This is a genomic window from Salinarimonas rosea DSM 21201, assembly GCF_000429045.1.
Taxonomy (GTDB): domain Bacteria; phylum Pseudomonadota; class Alphaproteobacteria; order Rhizobiales; family Beijerinckiaceae; genus Salinarimonas; species Salinarimonas rosea.
Genome location: NZ_AUBC01000012.1, coordinates 21,453 through 42,363 on the forward strand (window position 1 = coordinate 21,453; position 20,911 = coordinate 42,363).

Annotated in this window: 18 protein-coding genes; 3 read left to right on the forward strand and 15 right to left on the reverse strand. The window is 72.0% G+C overall.

Going from position 1 to position 20,911, the window contains the following annotated elements; translation table 11 throughout:
* Positions 1 to 316: 316 nt before the first annotated feature.
* The gene (locus G407_RS0110165) at positions 317 to 940 is read left to right on the forward strand and encodes a tyrosine-type recombinase/integrase (RefSeq protein ID WP_029030716.1); all 624 of its coding nucleotides are present in this window, start codon (positions 317 to 319) and stop codon (positions 938 to 940) included.
* Between the two features lie 383 nt (positions 941 to 1,323).
* On the opposite strand, the gene G407_RS26925 is transcribed toward G407_RS0110165, so the two are convergent.
* From G407_RS26925 to G407_RS0110240, 15 genes are all read right to left on the reverse strand, one after another.
* Positions 1,324 to 2,334 (reverse strand): ABC transporter permease, encoded by a 1,011-nt coding sequence (locus G407_RS26925; RefSeq protein ID WP_052341197.1) that lies wholly within the window; start codon positions 2,332 to 2,334, stop codon positions 1,324 to 1,326.
* 32 nt (positions 2,335 to 2,366) lie between these two features.
* Entirely contained in the window at positions 2,367 to 3,866 is a 1,500-nt protein-coding gene (locus tag G407_RS0110175) for a sugar ABC transporter ATP-binding protein (protein WP_029030717.1), read from the reverse strand.
* On the reverse strand, positions 3,863 to 4,999 hold the full coding sequence (locus G407_RS0110180) for an ABC transporter permease (RefSeq protein WP_029030718.1): 1,137 nt from the start codon (positions 4,997 to 4,999) through the stop codon (positions 3,863 to 3,865). The genes G407_RS0110175 and G407_RS0110180 overlap by 4 nt, the downstream gene beginning before the upstream one ends.
* A gap of 71 nt (positions 5,000 to 5,070) precedes the next feature.
* Positions 5,071 to 6,078, reverse strand: a complete 1,008-nt coding sequence (locus tag G407_RS0110185) for a sugar ABC transporter substrate-binding protein (RefSeq protein WP_084327439.1) — start codon at positions 6,076 to 6,078, stop codon at positions 5,071 to 5,073.
* Between the two features lie 132 nt (positions 6,079 to 6,210).
* Positions 6,211 to 7,062: a phosphogluconate dehydrogenase C-terminal domain-containing protein gene (locus G407_RS0110190; RefSeq protein WP_029030720.1), complete on the reverse strand. Its 852-nt coding sequence runs from the start codon at positions 7,060 to 7,062 to the stop codon at positions 6,211 to 6,213.
* Positions 7,059 to 8,444, reverse strand: a complete 1,386-nt coding sequence (locus G407_RS26930) for a four-carbon acid sugar kinase family protein (RefSeq protein ID WP_052341198.1) — start codon at positions 8,442 to 8,444, stop codon at positions 7,059 to 7,061. Before G407_RS26930 ends, G407_RS0110190 begins: the two co-directional genes overlap by 4 nt.
* Positions 8,441 to 9,700: a ribulose-bisphosphate carboxylase large subunit family protein gene (locus G407_RS0110200; RefSeq protein WP_029030721.1), complete on the reverse strand. Its 1,260-nt coding sequence runs from the start codon at positions 9,698 to 9,700 to the stop codon at positions 8,441 to 8,443. Before G407_RS0110200 ends, G407_RS26930 begins: the two co-directional genes overlap by 4 nt.
* Position 9,701: 1 nt before the next feature.
* Positions 9,702 to 10,730, reverse strand: coding sequence for a Gfo/Idh/MocA family protein (locus G407_RS0110205; protein WP_029030722.1), 1,029 nt, complete (start codon positions 10,728 to 10,730; stop codon positions 9,702 to 9,704).
* Between the two features lie 126 nt (positions 10,731 to 10,856).
* Positions 10,857 to 11,579 (reverse strand): transcriptional regulator NanR, encoded by a 723-nt coding sequence (gene nanR, locus G407_RS0110210; protein WP_029030723.1) that lies wholly within the window; start codon positions 11,577 to 11,579, stop codon positions 10,857 to 10,859.
* A 67-nt stretch (positions 11,580 to 11,646) separates the two neighbouring features.
* Positions 11,647 to 13,608: a D-apionate lactonase family protein gene (locus G407_RS0110215; RefSeq protein ID WP_029030724.1), complete on the reverse strand. Its 1,962-nt coding sequence runs from the start codon at positions 13,606 to 13,608 to the stop codon at positions 11,647 to 11,649.
* A 1-nt stretch (position 13,609) separates the two neighbouring features.
* Complete coding sequence (locus G407_RS0110220) at positions 13,610 to 14,692, reverse strand: ABC transporter ATP-binding protein (RefSeq protein WP_029030725.1); 1,083 nt, start codon at positions 14,690 to 14,692, stop codon at positions 13,610 to 13,612.
* Between the two features lie 13 nt (positions 14,693 to 14,705).
* Positions 14,706 to 15,626, reverse strand: a complete 921-nt coding sequence (locus G407_RS0110225) for a carbohydrate ABC transporter permease (RefSeq protein WP_052341199.1) — start codon at positions 15,624 to 15,626, stop codon at positions 14,706 to 14,708.
* A complete protein-coding gene (locus G407_RS0110230; protein ID WP_029030727.1) occupies positions 15,623 to 16,522 on the reverse strand; it encodes a carbohydrate ABC transporter permease in 900 nt (299 codons plus the stop codon). Before G407_RS0110230 ends, G407_RS0110225 begins: the two co-directional genes overlap by 4 nt.
* 57 nt (positions 16,523 to 16,579) lie before the next feature.
* Positions 16,580 to 18,028 (reverse strand): extracellular solute-binding protein, encoded by a 1,449-nt coding sequence (locus G407_RS0110235; RefSeq protein WP_029030728.1) that lies wholly within the window; start codon positions 18,026 to 18,028, stop codon positions 16,580 to 16,582.
* Positions 18,029 to 18,117: 89 nt separating this feature from the next.
* The gene (locus tag G407_RS0110240; protein WP_029030729.1) at positions 18,118 to 19,161 is read right to left on the reverse strand and encodes an NAD(P)-dependent oxidoreductase; all 1,044 of its coding nucleotides are present in this window, start codon (positions 19,159 to 19,161) and stop codon (positions 18,118 to 18,120) included.
* Positions 19,162 to 19,378: 217 nt separating this feature from the next.
* On the opposite strand from G407_RS0110240, the gene G407_RS0110245 reads away from it, so the two are divergent.
* On the forward strand, positions 19,379 to 20,113 hold the full coding sequence (locus tag G407_RS0110245) for an FCD domain-containing protein (protein WP_029030730.1): 735 nt from the start codon (positions 19,379 to 19,381) through the stop codon (positions 20,111 to 20,113).
* The gene (locus G407_RS0110250; protein ID WP_029030731.1) at positions 20,110 to 20,886 is read left to right on the forward strand and encodes an HpcH/HpaI aldolase family protein; all 777 of its coding nucleotides are present in this window, start codon (positions 20,110 to 20,112) and stop codon (positions 20,884 to 20,886) included. Before G407_RS0110245 ends, G407_RS0110250 begins: the two co-directional genes overlap by 4 nt.
* Positions 20,887 to 20,911 lie beyond the last annotated feature (25 nt).

The following is a 20,911-nucleotide window of genomic DNA, read 5'->3' on the forward strand; positions in this document are numbered from 1 at the left end:
AGGCGACGCCCGCGCACTCGCCCTGCTCAACCTCGCTGCCGAAGCGAGCTTGCGCCTGTGACTTGCCGACCCTTCCCGTCGGCGGCGTCTTCTCCGGGCAGCCGCTCCTCGGCCGAGCGAAGCGCGAGAGCACGGTCTGCTACCTCGGTGTCGAGATCGACCACGCGCTCGGTATCGCCGAGCGGGTCGAACTTCGAGAAGACCGGCCCGTGCTATTGTGTGAAGGCTAGTTCGGGCCTCGATCGACGTCAGCCGCGTTGGAGTGGGTGCCCCAGGTGGGGCGCTTGCGGCGGGGAGGGCGGTCGGGAGACGACGCATGACCGCCACCGATCTGCCCGCGCCCAAGCGTCCCTGGAACAAGGGTGTGCTCGTCGGCCAGAAGAGGCCCCTCATCGCACGCGAGGTCTGGGCGATACGTGTTCGCCTGGAGATGGCGGGCGACGCCCGCGAGCTCGCCCTCTTCAACCTCGCCATCGACAGCAAGCTGCGCGCCTGCGACCTGCTCGCGCTCGCCGTCGAGGACGTGTTCGCCGGCGGCCGCGCCAAGGACCGCGCGACCGTCGTCCAGCGCAAGACGCGGCGACCGGTGCACTTCGAGATCTCGCCCCAGACGCGTACCTCTCTGGAAGGTTGGCTACGCCGGCGCCCGAGCGTGCCGTCGCGATACCTTTTCCCGAGCCGCGTCGCTCCCGGCGGGCATCTCTCGACGCGGCAGTACGCGCGCATCGTCCACCGCTGGATCCGGAGCATCGGCCTCGACTCGACCGCGTACGGGACGCACACGATGCGCCGGACCAAGGCGTCCGCGATCTATAGAGCAACCAGCAACATCAGGGCGGTGCAGCTCCTGCTTGGCCACGCGAAGCTAGAGAGCACGGTCCGCTATCTCGGCGTGGAGATCGAGGACGCGCTTAGCATCGCCGAGCGGATCGAGCTTTGAGAAGATCGGCCCGGCGTGGGCGACGCCAGCGCCGGGCCATCACCGAAAAGGCGGCTTTGGGCCGATTCCGGCCATGAAGGGTCTTGACCCTGCATAACCTTGTGCATAACCTAACACAGCTGGCGGTCAAAAAAGCTTTGTAGATCAAAGGTTTTCGTCCGTGGCGTCGCCTCCCCTAGGGAGCGCCACGGCGGCGAGAACCATCCGAAATTGACAGGGTTCTTTGCTTTCCAGGGGTTCTGGACGCGAGCCGCTACACGCGGCCGCTCCACCGGAGCCTCTGAACGGCAGGACGGACGACCCACCTCCAGAGCTCTCGGGGTCGGCCGGGATTTCGCTGCCGCCTCCCGTCGGACCTCGGGGGCATCCGGTGCTCCGCTTCGCTACGCCGAGGGTCGGATGTGCCTTCGCCGGGAGATCGCGATGCGGCGCTGGCGGAGGCTGTCGGCGAGCACGGCCACGAAGATGATCAATCCCTGCATGATCGGCTGGAGATAGAGGTTCACGCCCGCGAAGACGAGGCCCAGCTTGACGGTCTGGATCAGCGTCGCGCCGATCACCGCGCCCCAGGCGGAGCCGACGCCGCCGAACAGGCTCGCCCCGCCCAGCACGGCGGCCGCGATCACGTCGAACTCGCGGCCCTCGCCGAAGGCGGCGTCGAGCCGGCCGATCTGGGCGATGAGCACGAAGCCCGCGAGGGCGGCGCTCGCCGAGGAGACGACGTAGACGCTCCCCTTCACCACGCCGACCCGCACGCCCGCCTTGCGTGCGCCCTCCGCGTCGTTGCCGAGCGCGTAGATCTGCCGGCCGAAGGGCGTGCGCGACAGGACGACGTGGGCGGCGAGCGCCACGACGGCGAAGACCAGGATCGGGGTCGGGATGCCGAGCACCGAGGACAGGCCGAAGGCGCGCATCTCGGGCGCGAAGTCGAACTGGCGCGAGCTCGTCAGCCAGGTGCCGAAGCCGCGGAACAGGAACAGCGTCGCCAGCGTGACGATGAACGGGATCACGTCGAAGCGCACGATGAAGAGCGCGTTGATCGCCCCCAATACCGCGCCCGCGCAGACGGCGACGACGAGCCCCGCGGGCACGCCGAGACCGAAGGCCTCCATCGCGAAGCCCGCGATCAGCGGCGCCAGATACATGACCGAGCCGACCGAGAGATCGATTCCCCCGGTGAGCAGGACGAAGGTCATGCCGATCGCGGCGATGCCGATGAAGGAGGCCTGCTTGACGACGTTGCCGAGGCTCTCGGGGGCGAGGAAGGCCGGCGACTGGATGCCGAAATACAGGATCACGGCGAGGAAGATCAGGTAGGTCGCGTGCCGCAGCGCGAGGTCGAGGGCGACCTCGGACGGGCTCCGGCCGAGCGTGCGGGCGCCGAGCGGGCTCATGGGAGGGCTCGTGGGAGGGCTCGTGGGGCTGCTCATGCGGCGGTCTCCCGGAATGCCATGCGCAGGATGCGCTCGCGGTCGAAATCGCGGCGCGCGAGGGCGCCCGTCGTCTCGCCGCGGCTCATCACGACGATGCGGTCGGCCATGCCCATCAGCTCCTCGATCTCCGACGAGATCAGCAGGATGCCGCTGCCGGCCGCCGCGATACGGTCGATGAGGGCGTAGATCTCGAACTTGGCGCCGACGTCGACGCCACGGGTGGGCTCGTCGAGGATGAAGACCCGCGGCGCGCTCATCAGCCACTTGCCGATGACGACCTTCTGCTGGTTGCCGCCCGAGAGCGCCTTGACCGGCTGGCGCCCGATGTCGCCGGCCTTGATCGAGAGGTCGCGCCGCGCCTCCTCGGCGCGCGCGGCGAGCGCGTCGCGATCGATCAGCCCCGCCGGGCCGCGGCCGAAGTCGCGGATCGAGACGAGGCCGAGATTGTCCATGATCGAGGCTTCCATCATGAGCCCCTCCTCGCGGCGATTCTCGGTGACGAAGGCGAGCCCTCGCGCGATGCGCCCCCGCGGCCCCGCCGGGAGCGGCGCGCCGTCGAGGCGGATCTCGCCGGCTTCGACCGGGTCGAGGCCGAACAGGATGCGCGCGAGCTCGGTCCGGCCCGCGCCCATCAAGCCGAACAGGCCGACCACCTCGCCCGCATGGACCGTGACCGTGACGTCCTCGAGCACGCCGGGCTGGGTCAGGCCACGCGCCTCGAGCAGCGGCGTCGGCCCGGGCGCAGCGGTGCGTGGCGGGAACAGCCCGTCGAGATCGCGCCCGATCATCGAGCGGATCATCCGCGGCACATCGAACGCCTCCGCCGGCCCCGAATCGACCAGCAGCCCGTCGCGCAGCACCGCGATCGCGTCGCACAGTCGCGCCACGTCGGAAAGGATGTGGGAGATGTAGATGATCGTGCGCCCCTGCGCCTTCAGGCGGCCGATGACGTCGAACAGCCGCTGGGTCTCGCGGGGCGTGAGAGAGGTCGTCGGCTCGTCGAAGATGACGAGGCGCGCCTCGTTGTGCAGCGCCTTGGCGATCTCGACGAGCTGCCGCTCGCCGGGCGACAGCTCGCCGACGATCGTGTCCGGCGAGACGGCGAGATCGAGGCGCGCCAGGATCTCCTCCGTGCGCGCGCGGATCGCGCGCCGGTCGATCATCCCCAAGCGCGTCGGGAAGCCGTCGATGTAGAGGTTCTCGGCGACCGAGAGGTTGGTGAAGAGGTTGAGCTCCTGGTGGATGAAGGCGATGCCGGCCGCCGTCGCGTCCGCCGGGCGCGCCGGGGCGTAGGGCTCGCCCCTCCAGAGCATGCGCCCGGCGGTCGGCTCGACGACGCCGCCGATCATGTTCATCAAGGTCGACTTGCCGGCGCCGTTCTGGCCGATCAGGCCGAGCGCCGCGCCCTCGGCGATCTCGAGCGTCAGGTCGCTCACGGCGGGGACGCCGAACCAGGCCTTGCTCAGGCTCTCGAAGCGCAGCAGCGCGCTCATCGCATGCGCTCCCGCATCAGGCGCGTACGCAGAACGTCGAGCAGCGCCGCGGCGAGGATGACGCCGCCCTTGACCATGTCGATCTGGAAGCTCGACAGGTTCATCAGGTTGAGCGTGTTCGACAGGAGCACGAAGAACAGGACACCGAACACGGTCCAGACGATCTTCGCCTTGCCGCCGAACAGGCTCGTGCCGCCGATCACCACGGCGCCGATCACGTCGAGCAGGAAGTTGCCTTCGCCGAGCGTCGGTCGCCCGGCCTCGAGCCGCGCCGAGTAGAGCACCGCGGCGAGCGCGGCGCAGACCGCGGAGATCACGAAGACGAGGACGACGACGCGTCGCACCGGAACCCCGGAGAGCTCCGCCGCCTTGCGGTTGACGCCGATGGCCAGCACCCATTTGCCGAACACGGTCTTCGCCAGCAGCAGGTGGGCGAGGAGCGCCACCGCGATGGCGATCAGCATCGGGTAGGTGACGAAGGAATGGATCTGCCGGCGCGGGATCTGCGGCGTGTCCTTGGGGCCGAGATGGACCGAGGCGATGTCTCCCTTGCCGAGCATCACGTAGGCGTCCGGCAGGTGGCGGATGTTCTCCGACTGGGTGAGGTAGATCGCCAGCGCGCCGACGGAGATCAAGCCGACGAGGGTGACCATGAAGGGCGGCATGCCGAAGACGGCGACCGAGGCGCCGTTCGCGGCGCCGATCGCGGCGGCGACCGCGACCATCACCGCGATACCCAGGAGGAAGCCCCATTCCATCTGCCCGAAGGGCCCGCCGCTCTCGGTGAGGACGAGGCCCCAGACCGGCGCGTTGGCGAGCACGACGGGGTCCGCCATCGTGGCGATCAGCATGGCGCCGACCACGCTCGTGAGGCCGACCACCGCGCCCTGGCTGAGGTCGATGCCGGCGATGGCGAGGACGAAGGTCTGGCCCACCGCCACCACGAGGAGCGGCCACATGTTGGAGAGCACGTTCGACAGGTTCGCCGGAGCGAGCAGCACCGGCAGGAACGGCGCGAGCACGGCTACATAGGCGAGCGACATGTAGAGGACGAAGTAGTCCGACAGGAAGACGTCGGCGGCGCGCGCGCCGAGGCTGCGCTTCGTCTTCGCGGCTTTGACGGTCGAGTGCATCGCGGGCCTTCCCGGGCGGGCGCGGAGGGGCCGGCCGGGAGGTCTCCCGGCCGGCGGCGTCGGGCGCGGGATCAGTTGCGCAGGAAGCCCTCGGACAGGAGCACGCAGCCCCACATGTCCATCTCGCGCTCGCCCAGGTTGGCGGCGGTGAGCGCGAAGCCGGGGTCCTCGATCACCTGGTTCGGCTGGGCCTCGCCCGCCTCGATCGCGGCGAGGATCGCGTCCATGGCCGATTCGGCCTCGAAGTACAGATCCTGCACGCCGGTCGCGTCGACATAGCCCTCCTTGATCAGCTGGCAGGCGGTGGCGTCGCCGTCGAGCCCTCCCATCAGGACGTGGCCCTCCTCGCCGCGGCGCTTCCACATCCCGCGCGGCTCGAGCACCGAGCGGATGGTCGGGAACAGGAAGTCGGAGGAGGTGAACAGGAGGTCGATGTCCGGATTGGCCGTGACCGCCGCCTCGAGATTGGCGAGCGCGGTCGCCGCGTCCCATTCCGAGGCCACCTCGATGGGCGTCGCGAAACGGTCGGCGTGCTTCTCGATCGCCGCGTAGAAGCCTTCCTTGCGGCCCACCGCGTTGGGATCGCCGAGGTCGCCGACGACGATCAGCGGGGTCAGCGTCTCGCCCGCGGGCGCGGCCGCGAGGGCCTCCTCGACGAGGTAGTCGACGGCCTGCTCGGCGATCGCGGCGTTGTCGGCGACGACGACGATGCCGCGCGAGAGGTCCGACGGCGGGCGGTTGAAGACGGCGATCGGGACGTCGTTGTCCTGCGCCTCGGCCACGATCGTCACCGCGCTCTCGCCGTCCTGCGGGATCAGGATGATGCCGTCGACGCCCTGGGCGATGCAGTCGCGCACCTGCTCGAACTGGCGGTTGGCGTCCTCGTTGGCGTTGCGCTCGATGACCGTGTGACCGGCCTCCGTGAGCGTCGTCGTGATCGCCTTGTGCCCGGCGATCCAGAACTCGGTCTCGAGATCCTGGAAGGCGAAGCAGATGGTGGCGGCCTGGGCGCCGCCGGCGCTGCCGACGCCGATGAGAGCCGCGGTCGCCGCGGCGGCGAGAAGCTTGGTCCTGGTCATGGCGTGTCTCCCCTGGTGTCTCTTTCGAAGAGATGGTTCTCGGTTGTCGCGCGCGCGGCCGTGGCGTCGGCCGCGAGGCGGGCGCGGCCCCGCACGGGACCGCTGATGCGCGCCGCGTGCGGCGGCGGGTCCTCAGCCGATCGGCTGCGGGTTGCAGATGTCCTTCACCGAGGCGCGCACGGCCTGCGGGTCGAAGATCCGCTCGAGCCATCCCTCCCGGAAGATCTGCGGCTTCGCCTGCGCGATGGCGTGCAGCGCGCCGTCGGAGAAGCGCCCATCGGGGAAGGCCTCGAACGCGATGGCGAGCTCGATCGTCAGGTGCCCGAGCATGAAGTCCATCGCCGCCTGTGCGGGCACGCCGCGGCGGATGGCCTCGTCGGTCGCCTCGCGGATCGCGAGCGCGAGGGTGGCGCCGACGGTCTCGGCGAGCGCCGGCTCGAGGATCGCGATCTGCTCGACCGTGCAGCGATGGGCGCGCATGACGGGCGCGTAGATCGCGCGGGCGACGCCCTCGCAGAGCGCGTAGTGCTCCTCGGGGCCCTGCATCAGCGCGCAGACGATGTGCTGCTTGGCGTGGACGCCGCCGAAGAAGTCGTTCTTGGCCTCGGGCGTGACCTCGTCGTTGAACAGCGGCGGGTGGCAGGGATGGGTGACGAAATAGGTGACGTCGGCCCGCTCGGGCATCTCGCCGGCATAGGGGGCGGCGGCGTCGAGCACGATCACGGCCGTCCCGGGGGCGAGCTGCGGGACGATGTCCGCCGCGACGTGCCCGATCGCCCGGTCGGGCACGGCGAGGACGACGACCTCGGCGCCGTCGAGCGCGCTCTCGAGATCGACGCAGACGGCGCCGGTCGCCGCCTCGAGCCGCTCGCGGCCCTCCGGGGTGATCTCGACGGGGGCGACGGAATAGGGCGAGCGCAGGAGGTTCGTCGTCAGGCGCACCCCCATCTTCCCGCCGGCGCCCAGGAGCGCGATCTTGGTCATGTCCTGTCCTTTCCTTGCGGGAGCGGCGGAAAGCCATCCCGGATACGCACGAAGAAGTCGTCCCCGCCCATCTGCCCGCCCTTGAGCGCGAGCTCGATCGCGGGAGCGTCGGCGCGGTGGCCCCGCAGCAGCGGCGCGCCCGGCGCGAGCGCGGCCTCGGCGGTCAGCGCCAGGAGGCCGAGCGCGTGGACGCCCGCGCTCGACGTGTCGCCCCCCGCGATGGCGATCCGGCCGAGCCGCGCGGTCTCGACGACGTGCGCGAGCGTGCGCCCGAGACCGTCGGCGAGGGCGCGGTTCGCGTGCGCCTCCGACAGGCCGGCGCGGGCGCGCGCCTCCCGGGCGCGGGCGATCGCCGGATCGTCGGGGCCACGGGCGGTGTGGAGGAGGGGGCTCTTGCCCATTGCGAGAGCCGCGAGGGCGGCGGCGCCGGCGCGGTCGAGTTCCCCGGCGAAGGCTCGCTCGTCGACGGCCGCGGCGGCATCGACCGCGATAGCAGCGAAGCCCGACGTCTCGGCGGCGGCGATCTGGCGGGCGGTGTCGGGCGAGCACGAGCCCGAGGCGATGGCGACGCGGTCGACGGGTCCCGCCCGCCGCGGCGCCGGCGCTGCGTGGCCGGCGGCGCGCCAGGCGGCGACGAGCGCGTATTCGAGCCCCTGTGAGCCGATGGCGAAGATCCGGCTCTCGCGGGCGAGGCGCCAGATCGTCTCGCCCACGGCGGCGAGGGTCGCCTCGTCGACGACGTCGTAGGCCACGATCCGCGCGCCCGCCTCGGCCGCGCGGCGCGTCGCAGCGAGGCCGTCACCGGCCGCGAGCGCCGTGAGGTCGACGAGGCCGACGGGAAGCGCGGTCTGCCGCGCGAGGTGGAGGCGCACGTCCGCCTCCGTCATCGGCGTGACCGGATGGACGCGCATGGTCGGGTGCCGGTCGAGCCGAGCGACGCCCTCGGGGCTGGCGGCGAAGAGGTTGCCGAAAGCCTGCCAGCGGCGGATGGCGGGCGCCGCGAGGACGAGCGGCGCGATGCCGCCGAGCGCCGCGAGCCCGATCTCGGCGGCGCGTCCGATCGAGCCGACATGCGGCGCGCTGTCCATGGTCGAGCAGGCCTTGTAGTGCACGATCGGCGCGCCGATGGACCGCAGGGCCGCGAAGATCCCCGGCAGCATCGCGTCCATCCAGGCCGGATCGCGGGTGCGCGCGTCGCCCGCGACGCCGATCCCGCGCCGGCCGGGAAAGCGCGCGAGCGCATCCGCGTCCGGGGGCGCGAGGAACAGCACCGAGGGGAAGCCCGCGAAGTCCAGCACCTCCATCACCGCGGCCGAGCCGGTGAAGTCGTCGCCGTACCAGGCGACGAGCGGCCCGTCCGCCGGGGGGAGGCGCGGGCTCATCGGAAGTGCTCCAGCGCGGCGGCGAGCGCCGCGTCTTCGCGCGCCGCGGCCTGGAGGGAGACGCCGGCCGCGGCGGCGTCGAAGGCGGCGCGGAGCGCCGTGACGCCGCCGGCGGGGCCCATCGGGTGGGCCATGATCCCGCCGCCCGCGGCGAAGATCAGGTCGGCAGAGCCCAGCGCGGCGAGGGTGTCGGGGGCCTGGCGCACGGATTGCCCGGAGGAGAAGACCGGCACGACCGTGCAGGGTTTCTCGACGAACATCGGCGTGAGGCAGGAGCGCGCGGAGGCGACCACGCTCTCGTCGCTCTCGCAGAACTTGTTGCGCAGGCCGTTGACGTGCATGTGGTCGGCCCCGGCGAGCCGCCACAGCTTCGCCCAGGCGACGTAGTCGAACCCGAGCGCCGGGTGGCGCGAAAGCGCACCCCAGCCGTTGCGGTGGGCGTGGATCGGAAGCCGCGCGTGCCGGCGCAGCGCCAGCATCCCGGTGAGGCCGATCGCGTTCAGGCTCGCCATCACGCAGGTGCCGCCGAGATCGGCCACGAGATCGTGCCGCCGGCGCATCTCGTCGATCTCGCCGGTGAGATTGAAGGCGACCATCACCTTCTTGCCGGTCCGGTCCGCGTGGCGATTCACCACCGCCATGACGGCGCGGGCGCGGGCCTCGAAGGGGCAGCCGGGGCCGTCGGCTTGGAGCTCGTCGTCCTTGACGAAGTCGATCCCGGCCGCGCAGAGCTGGTCGACGAGATCGGCCGTGGCCTCGGGCGTGAGCCCGACCGAGGGCTTGACGATGGTCCCGATCAGCGGCCGGCCCTCCACCCCCGCGAGCCGGCGCGTGCCCGCGACGCCGAAGGCGGGGCCCCGATTAGCGGCGGCGAAGGCGTCGGGCAGGCGCAGGTCGAGGAGCCGCAGGCCCGAGAACTGCGCGAGCTCGAACAGGTTGCCCGCCACCGTCGCGAGCAGGTTCGGCAGCGACGGGCCGATATTGGCGAGCGGCCAGGAGAGGGTGACGTGCGCACGCCGGTGCGGGTCCCCCGCCCGGCCCGCAGCGGGGAGCGACGGGCCCTCGACGGGGCCGAGATCCTCCAGCCGCTCGACCCGCGCCGCCGCGCGCGCCTTCAGCTCCGGCGTCTCGCCGGGAACCGGCAGGAAGGTGCCGGAGGATTGCTCCCCCGCCATCGCTTCCGCCGCCTGCGCGAGCGGGTAGGCGGTCTCGATCAGGTAGTCCGCCTCGAAGCGGTCCGGCGCCGGCGCGTCCATCTCAGCCCTCCCGCAGCAAGTCGGCGACGTCGACCGCCTGCCCGGTGCGGGCGGAGCGGATCGCGGCGAGCGTGACGGCGAGCGTCTCGAGGTTGTGCGCGCCCGAGGGCTGCGGATCGGCCCGGCCCTCGAGGACCTCCACCGCGTGCGCCTCGAGCGCGCGCACCGAGTCCTGCACCGCGTGCCAGGGTCGCTCGCCCCAGGCGGGAAGCGGCGGCTCGGCGTCGATCGTCTCGACGCCGTCCGCCGTCTCCAGCGTGAGGCGGTAGTCCCGGCCGAGCGCGAGCGTGCCGGTCTCGCCCTCGACGACGGCGAGCGTCTCCGGGAAGGGCTCCGGATGGCGCGTCGTGTAGAAGCTGCACTCGATGCTCGTGACGGCCCCCGACACGTGGCCGCAGCTCGCGAGGAAGGCGTCCTCGCCCGTCACCCGCGGGTTGAGGCGCTGCGCGCGGCAATGCACGGAGGCGATGTCCCCCACGAGGAAGCGGGCGACGTCGAACAGGTGCAGGCCGACATCCGTCAGGGCCAGGTCGTCGACCTCGGCGAGATAGGGCTGGTTGGCGTAGACGTCGAAGCGATGCCGGAAGGAGAGCCGCAGGAAATGCGGCGTCCCGATTCGCGGCAGGGCGGCGTGGAGCGCCCGGAACGGCCGCTGCCAGCGGAAGTTCTCGTGCACCAGCAGGAGCGCGCCGGCCTCCTCGCAGGCCGCGACCATGGCGCGCGCGTCCGCGAGCGTCTCCGCGAAGGGTTTCTGGCAGATCACGAGCCGCGCGTGCCGCGCCGCGAGCGTCACGAGCGTGCGGTGCGAGCCGACGGTGGTGGCGACGTCGACGAAGTCGGGCCGCTCGGCCGCGAGCATGGCGGCGGCGTCGGTATAGGCGCGCGCGCCGAAGGTCCCCGCGAAGTCGTCCGCCTTGGCCGGGTCGAGATCGCAGACCGCGACGATCTCGGCGCCCGCCGCATCGGCCCAGCCGTTCATGTGGTTGCGCGCGAAGAAGCCGCAGCCGACGAGGACGCCGCGCAGGCTCATGCGCGCCTCCCCGCGGGCGCCGGGTTTTCCGAAGCGAGATCAGCCATCGCGTCCTCCTGGTATAGTCATCATACCAGTGAGGGCGCGTTGCGCTAGTGCCTCGGCTCGCGTCCAGGCAGAAAATTTTCACCCCGTGCGCAGATTGGCCCTGCGGTAGAGGTCGTTGGCGCGGCTGAGATGCTCGATCATCGCCGCTGCGGCGCGGTCCGGATGGCCCGAGGCGATGGCGAGGATGATCTGGCGGTGCTCGGCCAGGGTGAGCTGCTCGAGCCCCGGCACCGAGACGAGATCGACGTGGAAGTCGTTGAGCCAGCGGAACAGCGCGTCGGACAGCGCGGTCCAGATCGGGTTGCCGCTGATCGCCGCGATCTCGCGGTGGAAGCGCCCGTCGAGCCGGCGAAAGGCCGGGCTGTCGGAGAGGGCGGCCTCCTGCGCCGCGACGATCTCCTCCAGCCGCTCGACGTCCGCGGGGCTGTGACGCAGCGCCGCCACCCGCGCCATCTCCGCCTCGAAGGTGACCCGCGCCTCCTTCAGGTTCTCCAGGCTCGCGGGCGAGTTGACGAGCACGTGCTTCATCGTCTCGCTCACCTGGTCGACCATCCGGCCGAGCGAGGGCACCGCGACGCGGGCCCGCTCCCCGTGCCGGATCTCGATCAGGCCGGCGCGGGCGAGGGCCTGCATGGCCTCGCGGATCGCGGGACGGCCGACGCCGAGCGAATCCATCAGCTCGCGCTCGGAGGGCAGGAGGTCGCCGGGGCGCAGCGTGCCGCTCTCGATGAGCTGGGCGAGCTGCTCGCGCACGTCGTCCGACAGGCGTCGCTTGGTGATACGGGTGGTGGTGCTCGTCATCATGTCAATATGCACCGGGCCAGGGCCGGGGCAAGCCGCCCCCCGCGGCCCGCCGCCGCCCATCCACTCAGATCTGGAGCCGCGCCACGGCCCACCGGGGAAGCCTCAGCGCGCCGCCCGAGAACGCGCGGGCGAGGGTGGCGAACGCCTCCGGATCGTCCGCCGCGGCGGGGACGGCGTCCTCGTCGAGGACGGCGAGCCGGCCTTCCACCGGCCCCCACAGGGCGACCTCCTGCGTCTCGTCGGTCAGGTTCGCCAGAAGCAGCGTCCGTCCCCCGTCCGTCTCGGCGCCGACCGAGAGGACGGCGCGGGGCAGCGACGAGGTCGCGGCCAGCAGCGGGCGCCCGGCGATCTCGCCGAGCGCGCGCATCGCGTGGAAGGCCGGGAAGAGGCCGCCGCCGCGCGCGTCCCACCAGGGCTGGGCGTAGGGCATCGGCGCGTGCACGATCCCGAAGGCGCCGACCCCGCCGCCGAGCGTCACCTCCGCGACGCCGCCTTCGGCGCAGCGCGCGTAGTAGCCGAGCGCGAAGGCCGCGCCGAAGAGCCCGCGCTGGCGCGGATCGACGCGGCTCATCGCCTGGCGGATGCCGTCGGGGTTCTCCATCGGCGCGGCGCCGTAGGGATTGCCGCGCATGCCGATGGCGCTCGGGCCCACATGGAGCGGGCGGTCTCCCGCGATGGCGCGGGCGCTGGCGAAGACGGCGGGCAGCGCCTCCAGGCTCTCCGCCACGGAGCGATCGTCGCCCGCATGGACGAGCGGCGAGGTGGTGAAGCCGACGAGGTCGAGGTGCTCGAGCGGCGGGCGCTTGCGGTTGAGCTCGGTGAAGTAGGAGAACATGCCCCCGCCGATCCGCGCCCCCGGGAACGCCTCCCGCGCGGCGCGATAGAGCGCATCGAGGGGCGGGCAGGGGGGCCAGGGGCTGCCCGGCAGCGTGCATTTCAGGTCCGCACCCGGCGAAACGAGGACGGTCGCGAAGGGCGACCCGAGCGCGCGCACGCTCCGGCCCAGCGCCGCGACCTCGTCCTCGAAGCCCTCGACGCGTCGGATCACCGCCTCGAGCCAGGGCTCGGCGCCGAGGGCGCGCGCCGCCTCCTCGGCGGCGGCGAGGGCGGCGTCGTCGTGACCGAGCGCCGGGTCGTAGGCGCACACGACGTGGCGCGGGCCCGCCTGCCGCAGCCGGTCCGCCGCGGCGCGCGTGGCGGCGGCGTCGGCGGGGTCGAGCCCGAGGCCGATCGCCGGCGCGGGCCCGCTCGCGGGCCCGAGCGCGATCCGGACCGCGCGCTCCGGCGCGGCGAGCGGCGCGCCGGCCGCCGCTTCGACCGTGAGGGTGACGCGCTGCGACAGCCGCTCGGCGGGGCGCAGCACGTAGGGCCAGGGCAGGGCGAGCGGGCGCACGTAGGTCTTGTAGGAGGCGTCGGTCCAGTTGCGCTGGTCCTCCATCTCGAACGTGTCTCCCTCCATGCGGCAGGTGACGCGGTGGCCCGGCGCGAAGGCGTGGGTGAGCGCGCGCAGGTCCATCATCGGCTGCACGGGATCGATCAGCTCCGGGAAGCGCGCCTCGACGATGCGCCCGTCCACGTGCTCGACCGTGCAGGGCGCGCCGGCGACACCCTCGATCGGATGCAGCACGACGAAGCCGGTGCGGTTCGTGGTGAAGTCGCTCAGGGCTTCGCCCTCGGCCTCGAAGACGAGCGTCCCGTCGGCCCGGCCCTCGATCCGGGCGCGGTAGGCGAAGCGCTGCGCGCCGTCACCGGCCTCGGCCTCGTAGGCGACGGTGAAGCGCGCCGCCTCGCTCTCCACCGTCAGGCCGGAGATCCCGGGGCGGTAGGTGCCCCAGTTCCGGTCGCGCACGATGTAGGACACGGCGCGGATCATCTCCCGCCCTTGGAAGCGGATGTAGCGCAGGTTGCCGTCCTCGAGCTCCGCGGAGAGCGGCCCGGCGACGAGGAGCCGGGGCGCTTCGACCGGCACCTCGGTGCCGTAGAGGCGCAGGGCGGCGGAGGGAGCGGGAGCGTGTGCGGCGGTCATGTCAGATCACCCGGTCGGTTTGCGGGTCGATGAGCACGGCCCGGTCGAGATCGAGGTCGACGGCGAACTCCTCGCCGAGGCGGGGCGCCTCGCGCGCCTCGAGCTCGGTCGTGGTCTCGACGCCGCCGAGGCGGAAGGAGACGTAAGCGCGTGCGCCGGTCGGTTGGATCAGGTCCGCCCGCACCGACAGGCGCGCCACGCCCGTCGCGGGCGGCTGCGCGCCGGCGCGCGCGATGTGCGTCGGCCGCAGGCCGATCAGCACCGCCCCCGGCGCGATCCCGGCGAGCCGTCCGGCCTTGAGCGGCAGCTCGCGCCCGTCGGAGAGCCGCAGGCCCCGGCCCGGCGCGACCTCGGCGGGGATGAAGTTCATCTGCGGCGAGCCGATGAACCCTGCGACGAACCGGGTCCTCGGGCGCTCGTAGAGATCGAGCGGGGAGCCCTGCTGCTCGATCAGCCCGTCCTTGAGCACCACGATGCGGTCGGCGAGCGTCATCGCCTCCGTCTGGTCGTGGGTGACGTACATGAAGGTCTTGCCGAGCTCCTGGTGCAGGCGCTTGAGCTCGCCGCGCATCTCGTCGCGCAGCTGCGCGTCGAGGTTCGACAGCGGCTCGTCGAACAGGAACAGGCGCGCGTCGCGCACGATCGCCCGCCCGATGGCGACGCGCTGGCGCTGGCCGCCGGAGAGCTGGCGGGGATAGCGCTCGAGCAGGGGCCCGAGCCCGAGCATCTCGGCGGCGCGGCCGACGCGCTTCCTCACCTCGGCGTCGGGCAGCTTGCGCGCCCGCAGGCCGAAGGCGACGTTCTCGAACACGGTGAGGTAGGGGTAGAGCGCGTAGTTCTGGAACACCATCGCGATGTCGCGGTCCTTCGGGCGCAGGTCGGTGGCGACACGCCCGCCGATCTCGATCGAGCCGCCGTCGGCCTCCTCGAGCCCCGCGATGGTCCGCAGGAGCGTGCTCTTGCCGCAGCCCGACGGGCCGACCAGGACCGCGAACTCGCCGGCCGGGATCGTCAGGTCGACGCCGCGCACGGCGGGCGTCGCGCCGTAGCTCTTCTTCAGCGCCCTGATCGCGAGATCGGCCATGCCCTGCGTCTCCTCAGCCCTTGACCGCGCCCATCGAGAGGCCGCGCACGAAGTAGCGCTGCAACGTCGCCACCGCGAAGAACACCGGCAGCGTGCCCAGCATCGACATGGCGGCGATCTTCGCCCAGAAGTTCGACTGCCCGCCGAAATAGTGGGTCACCTGGACCGTGTAGGTGACCACCTCGGTGCGCGTGAGCACCAGCGCGAAGACGAAGTCGTTCCAGACGAAGACGAAGGTGAACACCGCCGTCGCGAACAGGCCGGTGCGCGCCATCGGGAACACCACGCGCCAGAGGATCTGCCAGCGCGAGCAGCCGTCGAGCTCGGCGCTCTCCTCGAGCTCGATCGGGATGTCGTGGATGTAGCCGCGCATCATCCAGATCACGTAGGGAAGGCTGAAGGCGACGTAGAGCACGATCATGCCGTGGAAGGTGTCGACCCAGCCGAGCGCCACGTAGAGCAGGAAGATCGGGAAGACGATCACCACCGGCGGCAGCATGCGCTGCGAGATGATCCACACGGCCAGGTTCTCACCGCCGATCCGGAAGCGCTCCAGCGCGTAGGCGGCGAAGGTGCCGAGCACCATCGCGATCGCGGTCGAGGAGGTCGCGAGCACCAGGCTGTTGCGCACCGTCTCCCAGTCCCCGTCGCGGAACAAGACGGCGAAGTTCGACAGGTTCAGGCTCCCCGGCCACCACACCGGCGGATAGGCGAAAATCTCGTCGGCCGTCTTGAAGGCCATGATCGCGAGCCAGTAGATCGGGAACAGGAATACGACGGTGACGAGGATCGCCGCGAGGAGCCGCAGCGCGAGCACCACGGTCCGGCGCCGCGGCCGCAGCCGCCGGGCCGGGCGCTCGATCCCCGCCGCCGCGGGGGAGGGGACCGCGGCGGCCTCGGTGCCGGTCCGCGCGTGGACGCCGGCCTCCGTCATCGGGCGAGCCCCATGCGCTTGACCGCCCCGACCACGAGCACCGTGAGGATGGCGATGACGAGGAAGGCGATGGCGCCGGTGTAGCTCGTCTCGAACTGCCGGAAGCCGAGCACGTAGGTGTAGATCGAGATCGTCTCGGTCATGGTGCCCGGCCCGCCGCCCGTGAGCGCATAGACCACGTCGAAGATGCGGGCGAGGTCGAGGCCGCGGATCAGGAGGGCCACCGCCATCACCGGCCAGATCGCCGGCAGGACGACCTTGCGGAAGGTGAGCCAGAAGCCGGCGCCGTCGATCTCCGCCGCCTCGGTCAGGGACCGGTCGACGTTGGTGAGCGCCGCGAGCAGGATCAGGAACATGAACGGCGTCCATTGCCAGACCTCGGCCATCAGGATGGCGGGGTAGACGAGCAGCGGATTGACCGTCCAGAGCAGCACCGCCTCCTCACCCCAGAGCCAGCCGACGATCTGGTTCACCGGCCCGTAGCGGTGATCGAGCAGGAGCCGCCAGACGGCGCCCGCCACCAGCGGGGCGATCACGGTGGGCAGGACGAGGAGCGCGATGAAGATCTGCCGGCCGGGAAGCCGCTCGAGAAAGAGCTGCGCCATCGCGAGCCCGAGCGCGAGCTCGAGCGGCAGGGCGATCGAAAACAGGATCGCCGTGTGCAGCAGCGATTCCCAGAGCCGCTCGTCGGAGAGCAGCATCCGGTAGTTGGCCAGCCCCGCGAAGGAGGTGTCGACCTCGAACAGCGTGATCTGCTGGAAGCTGACCACGAGCGTGTAGACGAGCGGGAACAGGCCGACGAGCAGGAGCAGCAGCACGCTCGGCGCGAGCAGCAGGAGGCCGAACCTCCGGTCGCTCGCGCGAATGCGGGGGGCGTCGAGGGCTGCCGGGCGCATGCGGTCGCCTTCCTCTGGTGTGGGGAGCCGGCGGCGGCGCGCCGGCTCCGTCGACGGTCAGGTCCGGGCGGGATAGGCGCCCGACTTCGCGGCCCAGGCGCGGTAGACGGCGCCCTGCTTGTCCGCGCCGATGCGGTCGGTGGTCTGGTCCCACTGCGCGGCGGCGTCGTCGAGGATGGCCTTGGGATCCTCGCCGGCCCAGAGCCGCGAGATCGACTGCCGGAGAACCTCCTCGTAGCGGTCGGTCTGGAGCAGCGAGAGGTCGAGCAGGCCCGTCTCCGACCCGGCCTCGAGGGTGGCGAGGTATTCCGGCGCCTCCGGCCAGCGGGACTTGTAGACCGGGTCGTCGAAATGCGAGGTGCGGAACGGGTCGCGCAGCGCGTAGGGCAGCTGCACGCGCTGCATCGAGATGTCCTCGCTGTTCAGCCATTGGTTGAACAGATAGGCCGCCTCCTTCTGGCGGCTGGTCGAGGCCACCGCGAGGCAGAAGCCGGCGGCGAGCTGGGGATGCCCGCCCGGCGGCAGCGCGTAGCCGACCTTGCCGGCGACGGTCGACTTCGGCACCCAGGAGAGCGCGCTCTCGTCCGTGCCGTAGCCGGCGGCCCAGCGCCCGTAGGGCGGCCAGGAGATCGTCATCGCCGTCTGGCCGGAGAGGAAGGCGGCGAGGTTCTCGACGAAGCCCCATTGCTCCACGCCCGGCGGCATGAAGGCGTTCTCCGCCCGCATCTCGTCGAAGACGCGCACGCCGACGTCGGAATTGATCGTGGCGCGCATGCTGTCCGCGTCGAAGAAGCGGCCGCCTTCGTTGCGGAAGCGCTCCTGGAACATGTACATCGTATAGGGCGGCTGGCGGAAGAACGCGGCGCCGTACATCTGCGGCGCGTACTTGTCGGTGAGGAAGCGGCCGATCTCGGCGAATTGCGCCCAAGTCTTCGGCGGGGCGAGGTCGTAGCCGTGGGCGTCCTTGAAGGCCGCCTGGTTCGCCGGGTCCTCGAACACGTCCTTGCGATAGTACAGGATGAACACGTCGCCGTCGTCGGGAAACGCATAGATCTTGCCGTCGACCATCATCTGGTTGTCGCGATAGGTCGGGGCGATCGCCTGGAGCTCGTCGCGATAGCCGTACTTCTCGACGAGCGCGTCGAGCGGCTCCAGCGCGCCGGCGTTGGCGAGGTCGGGCATCCAGGCCGGGATGACGTTCAGCGAGTCGTACGCGCCGGTGCCGGCGCGGAACTCCTGCATGATCTTGGTGAACATCTCCGCCGTCTGGACCTCGACGACGCGCACCTCGATGCCGGTGAGCTCGGTCCACTTCGGGCCGGAGAAATTGAGCGGGTCGAGGGCCTGGAGCCCGGCTTCCCAGACGATGTTGATGGTGGAGCCGGCGTATTTCTTCGCCTCCTCGACGGCGCGATCGGCCGCCGTTCGGGCGAAGGCCGGCCGGGCGAGGCCCGCCGCCGTCGCGGCGGCGGTCGTCTGCAGGAAAAGACGTCGCGTGATCCTCATGTCTTCCTCCCGTTCGCCCGGTCTCGTTCTGCGCGCCGGGCATCGCATCGTGTGGTGCGCGCGGGCCGTCGGCCGACCGGGCGCCGATCTCAGGCCGGCGCCGACGCGCGCCAGCGCGGCGCGTCGAGAACCGCGCGATTGACGACGCCCGCCGGAACGCGCCCCGCCTTCACCGCGAGCACCGCCCGCACGTCGTCGGCGCCGATGCCGGCGAAGCACTCGTCGGTCCAGCACAGGGCGTGCGGCGTCAGGATCACGGTGTCGAGCGACAGCAGCGGGTCGTCCGGGGCCGGCGGCTCGGTCTCGAACACGTCGAGCCCCGCGCCGGCGATGCGTCCCTCGCGCAGGGCCGCCGTGAGCGCCGCCTGGTCGACGATCGGCCCCCGCGCCGTGTTGATCAGGAAAGCGGTGGGCTTCATGAGGCCGATCAGGCGCCCGTCGACGAGCCCGCGCGTCGCCTCGGTGAGGGGCGTGCCGATGGAGAGGAAATCGGCCTGCGCGAACAGCGTGTCGAGCGCGACGAGCTCCACCCCGAGCGCGGCCGCGACGGCTGGATCGGCGAAGGGATCGTGCGCGATGACGCGCATCTCCAGCGGCGCGATCAGCCGGATCGTCTCGGCGCCGATGTTGCCGAGCCCGAGCTGCCCGAAGGTGCGGCCGGTGAGGCCGGTTCCCATGAAGCCGCTGCGGGCCGCCCAGCCGGACGGGCCCTGGCGGGTCAGGCGGTCCTTCTGGACGAGCCGGCCGGCGAGGGCGAGCATCAGCGTCAGCACCGAGACCGCCACCGGCCGGCGAACGCCGTCGGGCGTGATCGTCACCGCGATGCCCGCGCGGGTGCAGGCCTCGAGGTCGACGTTGTCGTAGCCGACGCCGAAGCGCGCGACGAGGCGCAGCCGCCCGTCGGCGGGGATGCTGCGGGCGTCGAAGCGCGGGACGAGGAGGATCAGGGCGTCCGTCTCGGCCAGGTCCTCGCCGCGCATCACGCCGTCCACCGCCGGCACGAAGCGGACGTCGACGTCGGCGGCGCCGCCGAGCGGCGAGAGATCGACCATCGGAAAGGCGGGAGCGCCGTCGGCGCGGCGGAAATCGCCGCTGAGCGCCACGCGGAAAGGCGTTCCAGCGACGGGAGTCATCGCCGCGCCCTCGGGCGGCGTCGCTCTGCGACGACCTCGATGCGAGCGCCGGCAGGCCCGGCAGCACCAGGGGACCTCCTCATCGCGTCCTCCGCGGCCCCCGTCGGGTGGCTCGTTCCGTCGCGGGCGGCGAGGCCCGCACCCTCATCACACGACGGTCGCGTTGACTTGTCAACCTATCGGGAGATAACGTCGTCATACCAGTTGGAGTCTGCAGATGGTCGAACTCGCACCGATCCGGCGCCAGCGGCTCTTCGAGGAGGTCGCGGCGCGCCTGCAGCGGACGATCGTGGAAGGCGGGCTCCGGGAGGGGGACCCGCTGCCCTCCGAGCGTGAGCTGACGAGCCGCTTCCAGGTCGGCCGCGCCACGATCCGCGAGGCGCTGCTCGCGCTCGAGCAGCGCGGCGTGGTCACCGTTTCGAACGGGGAGCGCGCGCGCGTGGCGCGGCCCGAGGCGGGACGCCTGATCGAGGCGCTCTCGGGGGCCGCCGGGCTCTACCTGGCGCAGCCGCAGGGCATGCGCGACTTCCAGGCCGTGCGCCACATGGTGGAGCGGGCGATCGTGCGCGACGTCGCGCGCGCGGCGACGCCGGAGGATCTCGACCGGATCGCAGCAGCCCTCGAGCAGAACGGGCGGGCCCGCGGGGACCGCGTCCGGTTTCGCGAGACGGATCTCGCCTTCCACGCCGAGATCGTCCGCACCCTCGCGAACCCGCTCCTGTTCGGGACGCACGAGGCGCTCTCCGGCTGGCTCGCCGCGCAGCGCGCGGTGTGCCTCGAGGAGGAGGACGCCGAGGCGCGCGCGTTCGGCTTCCACCAGCGCATCTTCGCCGCGCTCGTCGCCTGCGACCCGGACGCCGCCGAGGCGGCCATGTCCGAGCACCTGGACGACGTCGCGCGGACCTATTGGAGGCGCGTCGATGCGCGCCCGAGCCCGGAGGACGCCCCGTGACATCGCTCAAGCGCAAGATCGAGGAGACCGGCTCCGCCATCGGCACGATGGCCTTCGAGTTCTTCGTGCCCGGCCTGCCGGCGATCGTCGCAGCGACGGGCGCCGACTTCCTGCTGCTCGACATGGAGCATTCCGGCGCCGGGTTCGAGACGATGAAGGCGCAGTGCGCCGCCTGCCGCGGCATCGGTCTCGCGCCGATCGTCCGCGTCCCGGCGCCGGACTACCACTTCGTCGCCCGTGCCTTCGACGTCGGCGCGCACGGGGTGATGCTGCCGATGATCGAGACGGCGGAGCAGGCCGCGCATATCGCCGCCTGCGCGTCCTATCCGCCCGTCGGCCGGCGCGGGGCGGCCTTCTCGGTCGCTCACGACGACTACCGCGCCGGCTCGCCCGTGGACAAGATGGCGGCGGCTGCCGAGCGTCGGCTCGTCATCGCCCAGATCGAGACGCCGCTCGGCGTCGAGAACGCACGGGCCATCGCCGCGACGACCGGCATCGACGTGGTCTGGGTCGGGCATTTCGACCTGACGAGCTTCATGGGCATTCCCGCGCAGTTCGAGCACCCGGACTACCGCGCGGCCATCGATCGCGTCCTCGAGGCCGCGCGCGCAGCGGCCAAGCCGGCCGGCTTCATGGCGACCGACGCGGACTGGGCGGCGCGCTACTGGGACCTCGGTTTCCGGGTCATCGCCTACGGCCTCGACCACCTCCTCTACCAGCAGGCGCTGCGGGCGGGCGTGGATCTCCTGCGCACGCGCGCCACCGCCGGCTGATCGCGGCCGGACCCGGCCGGCGGCA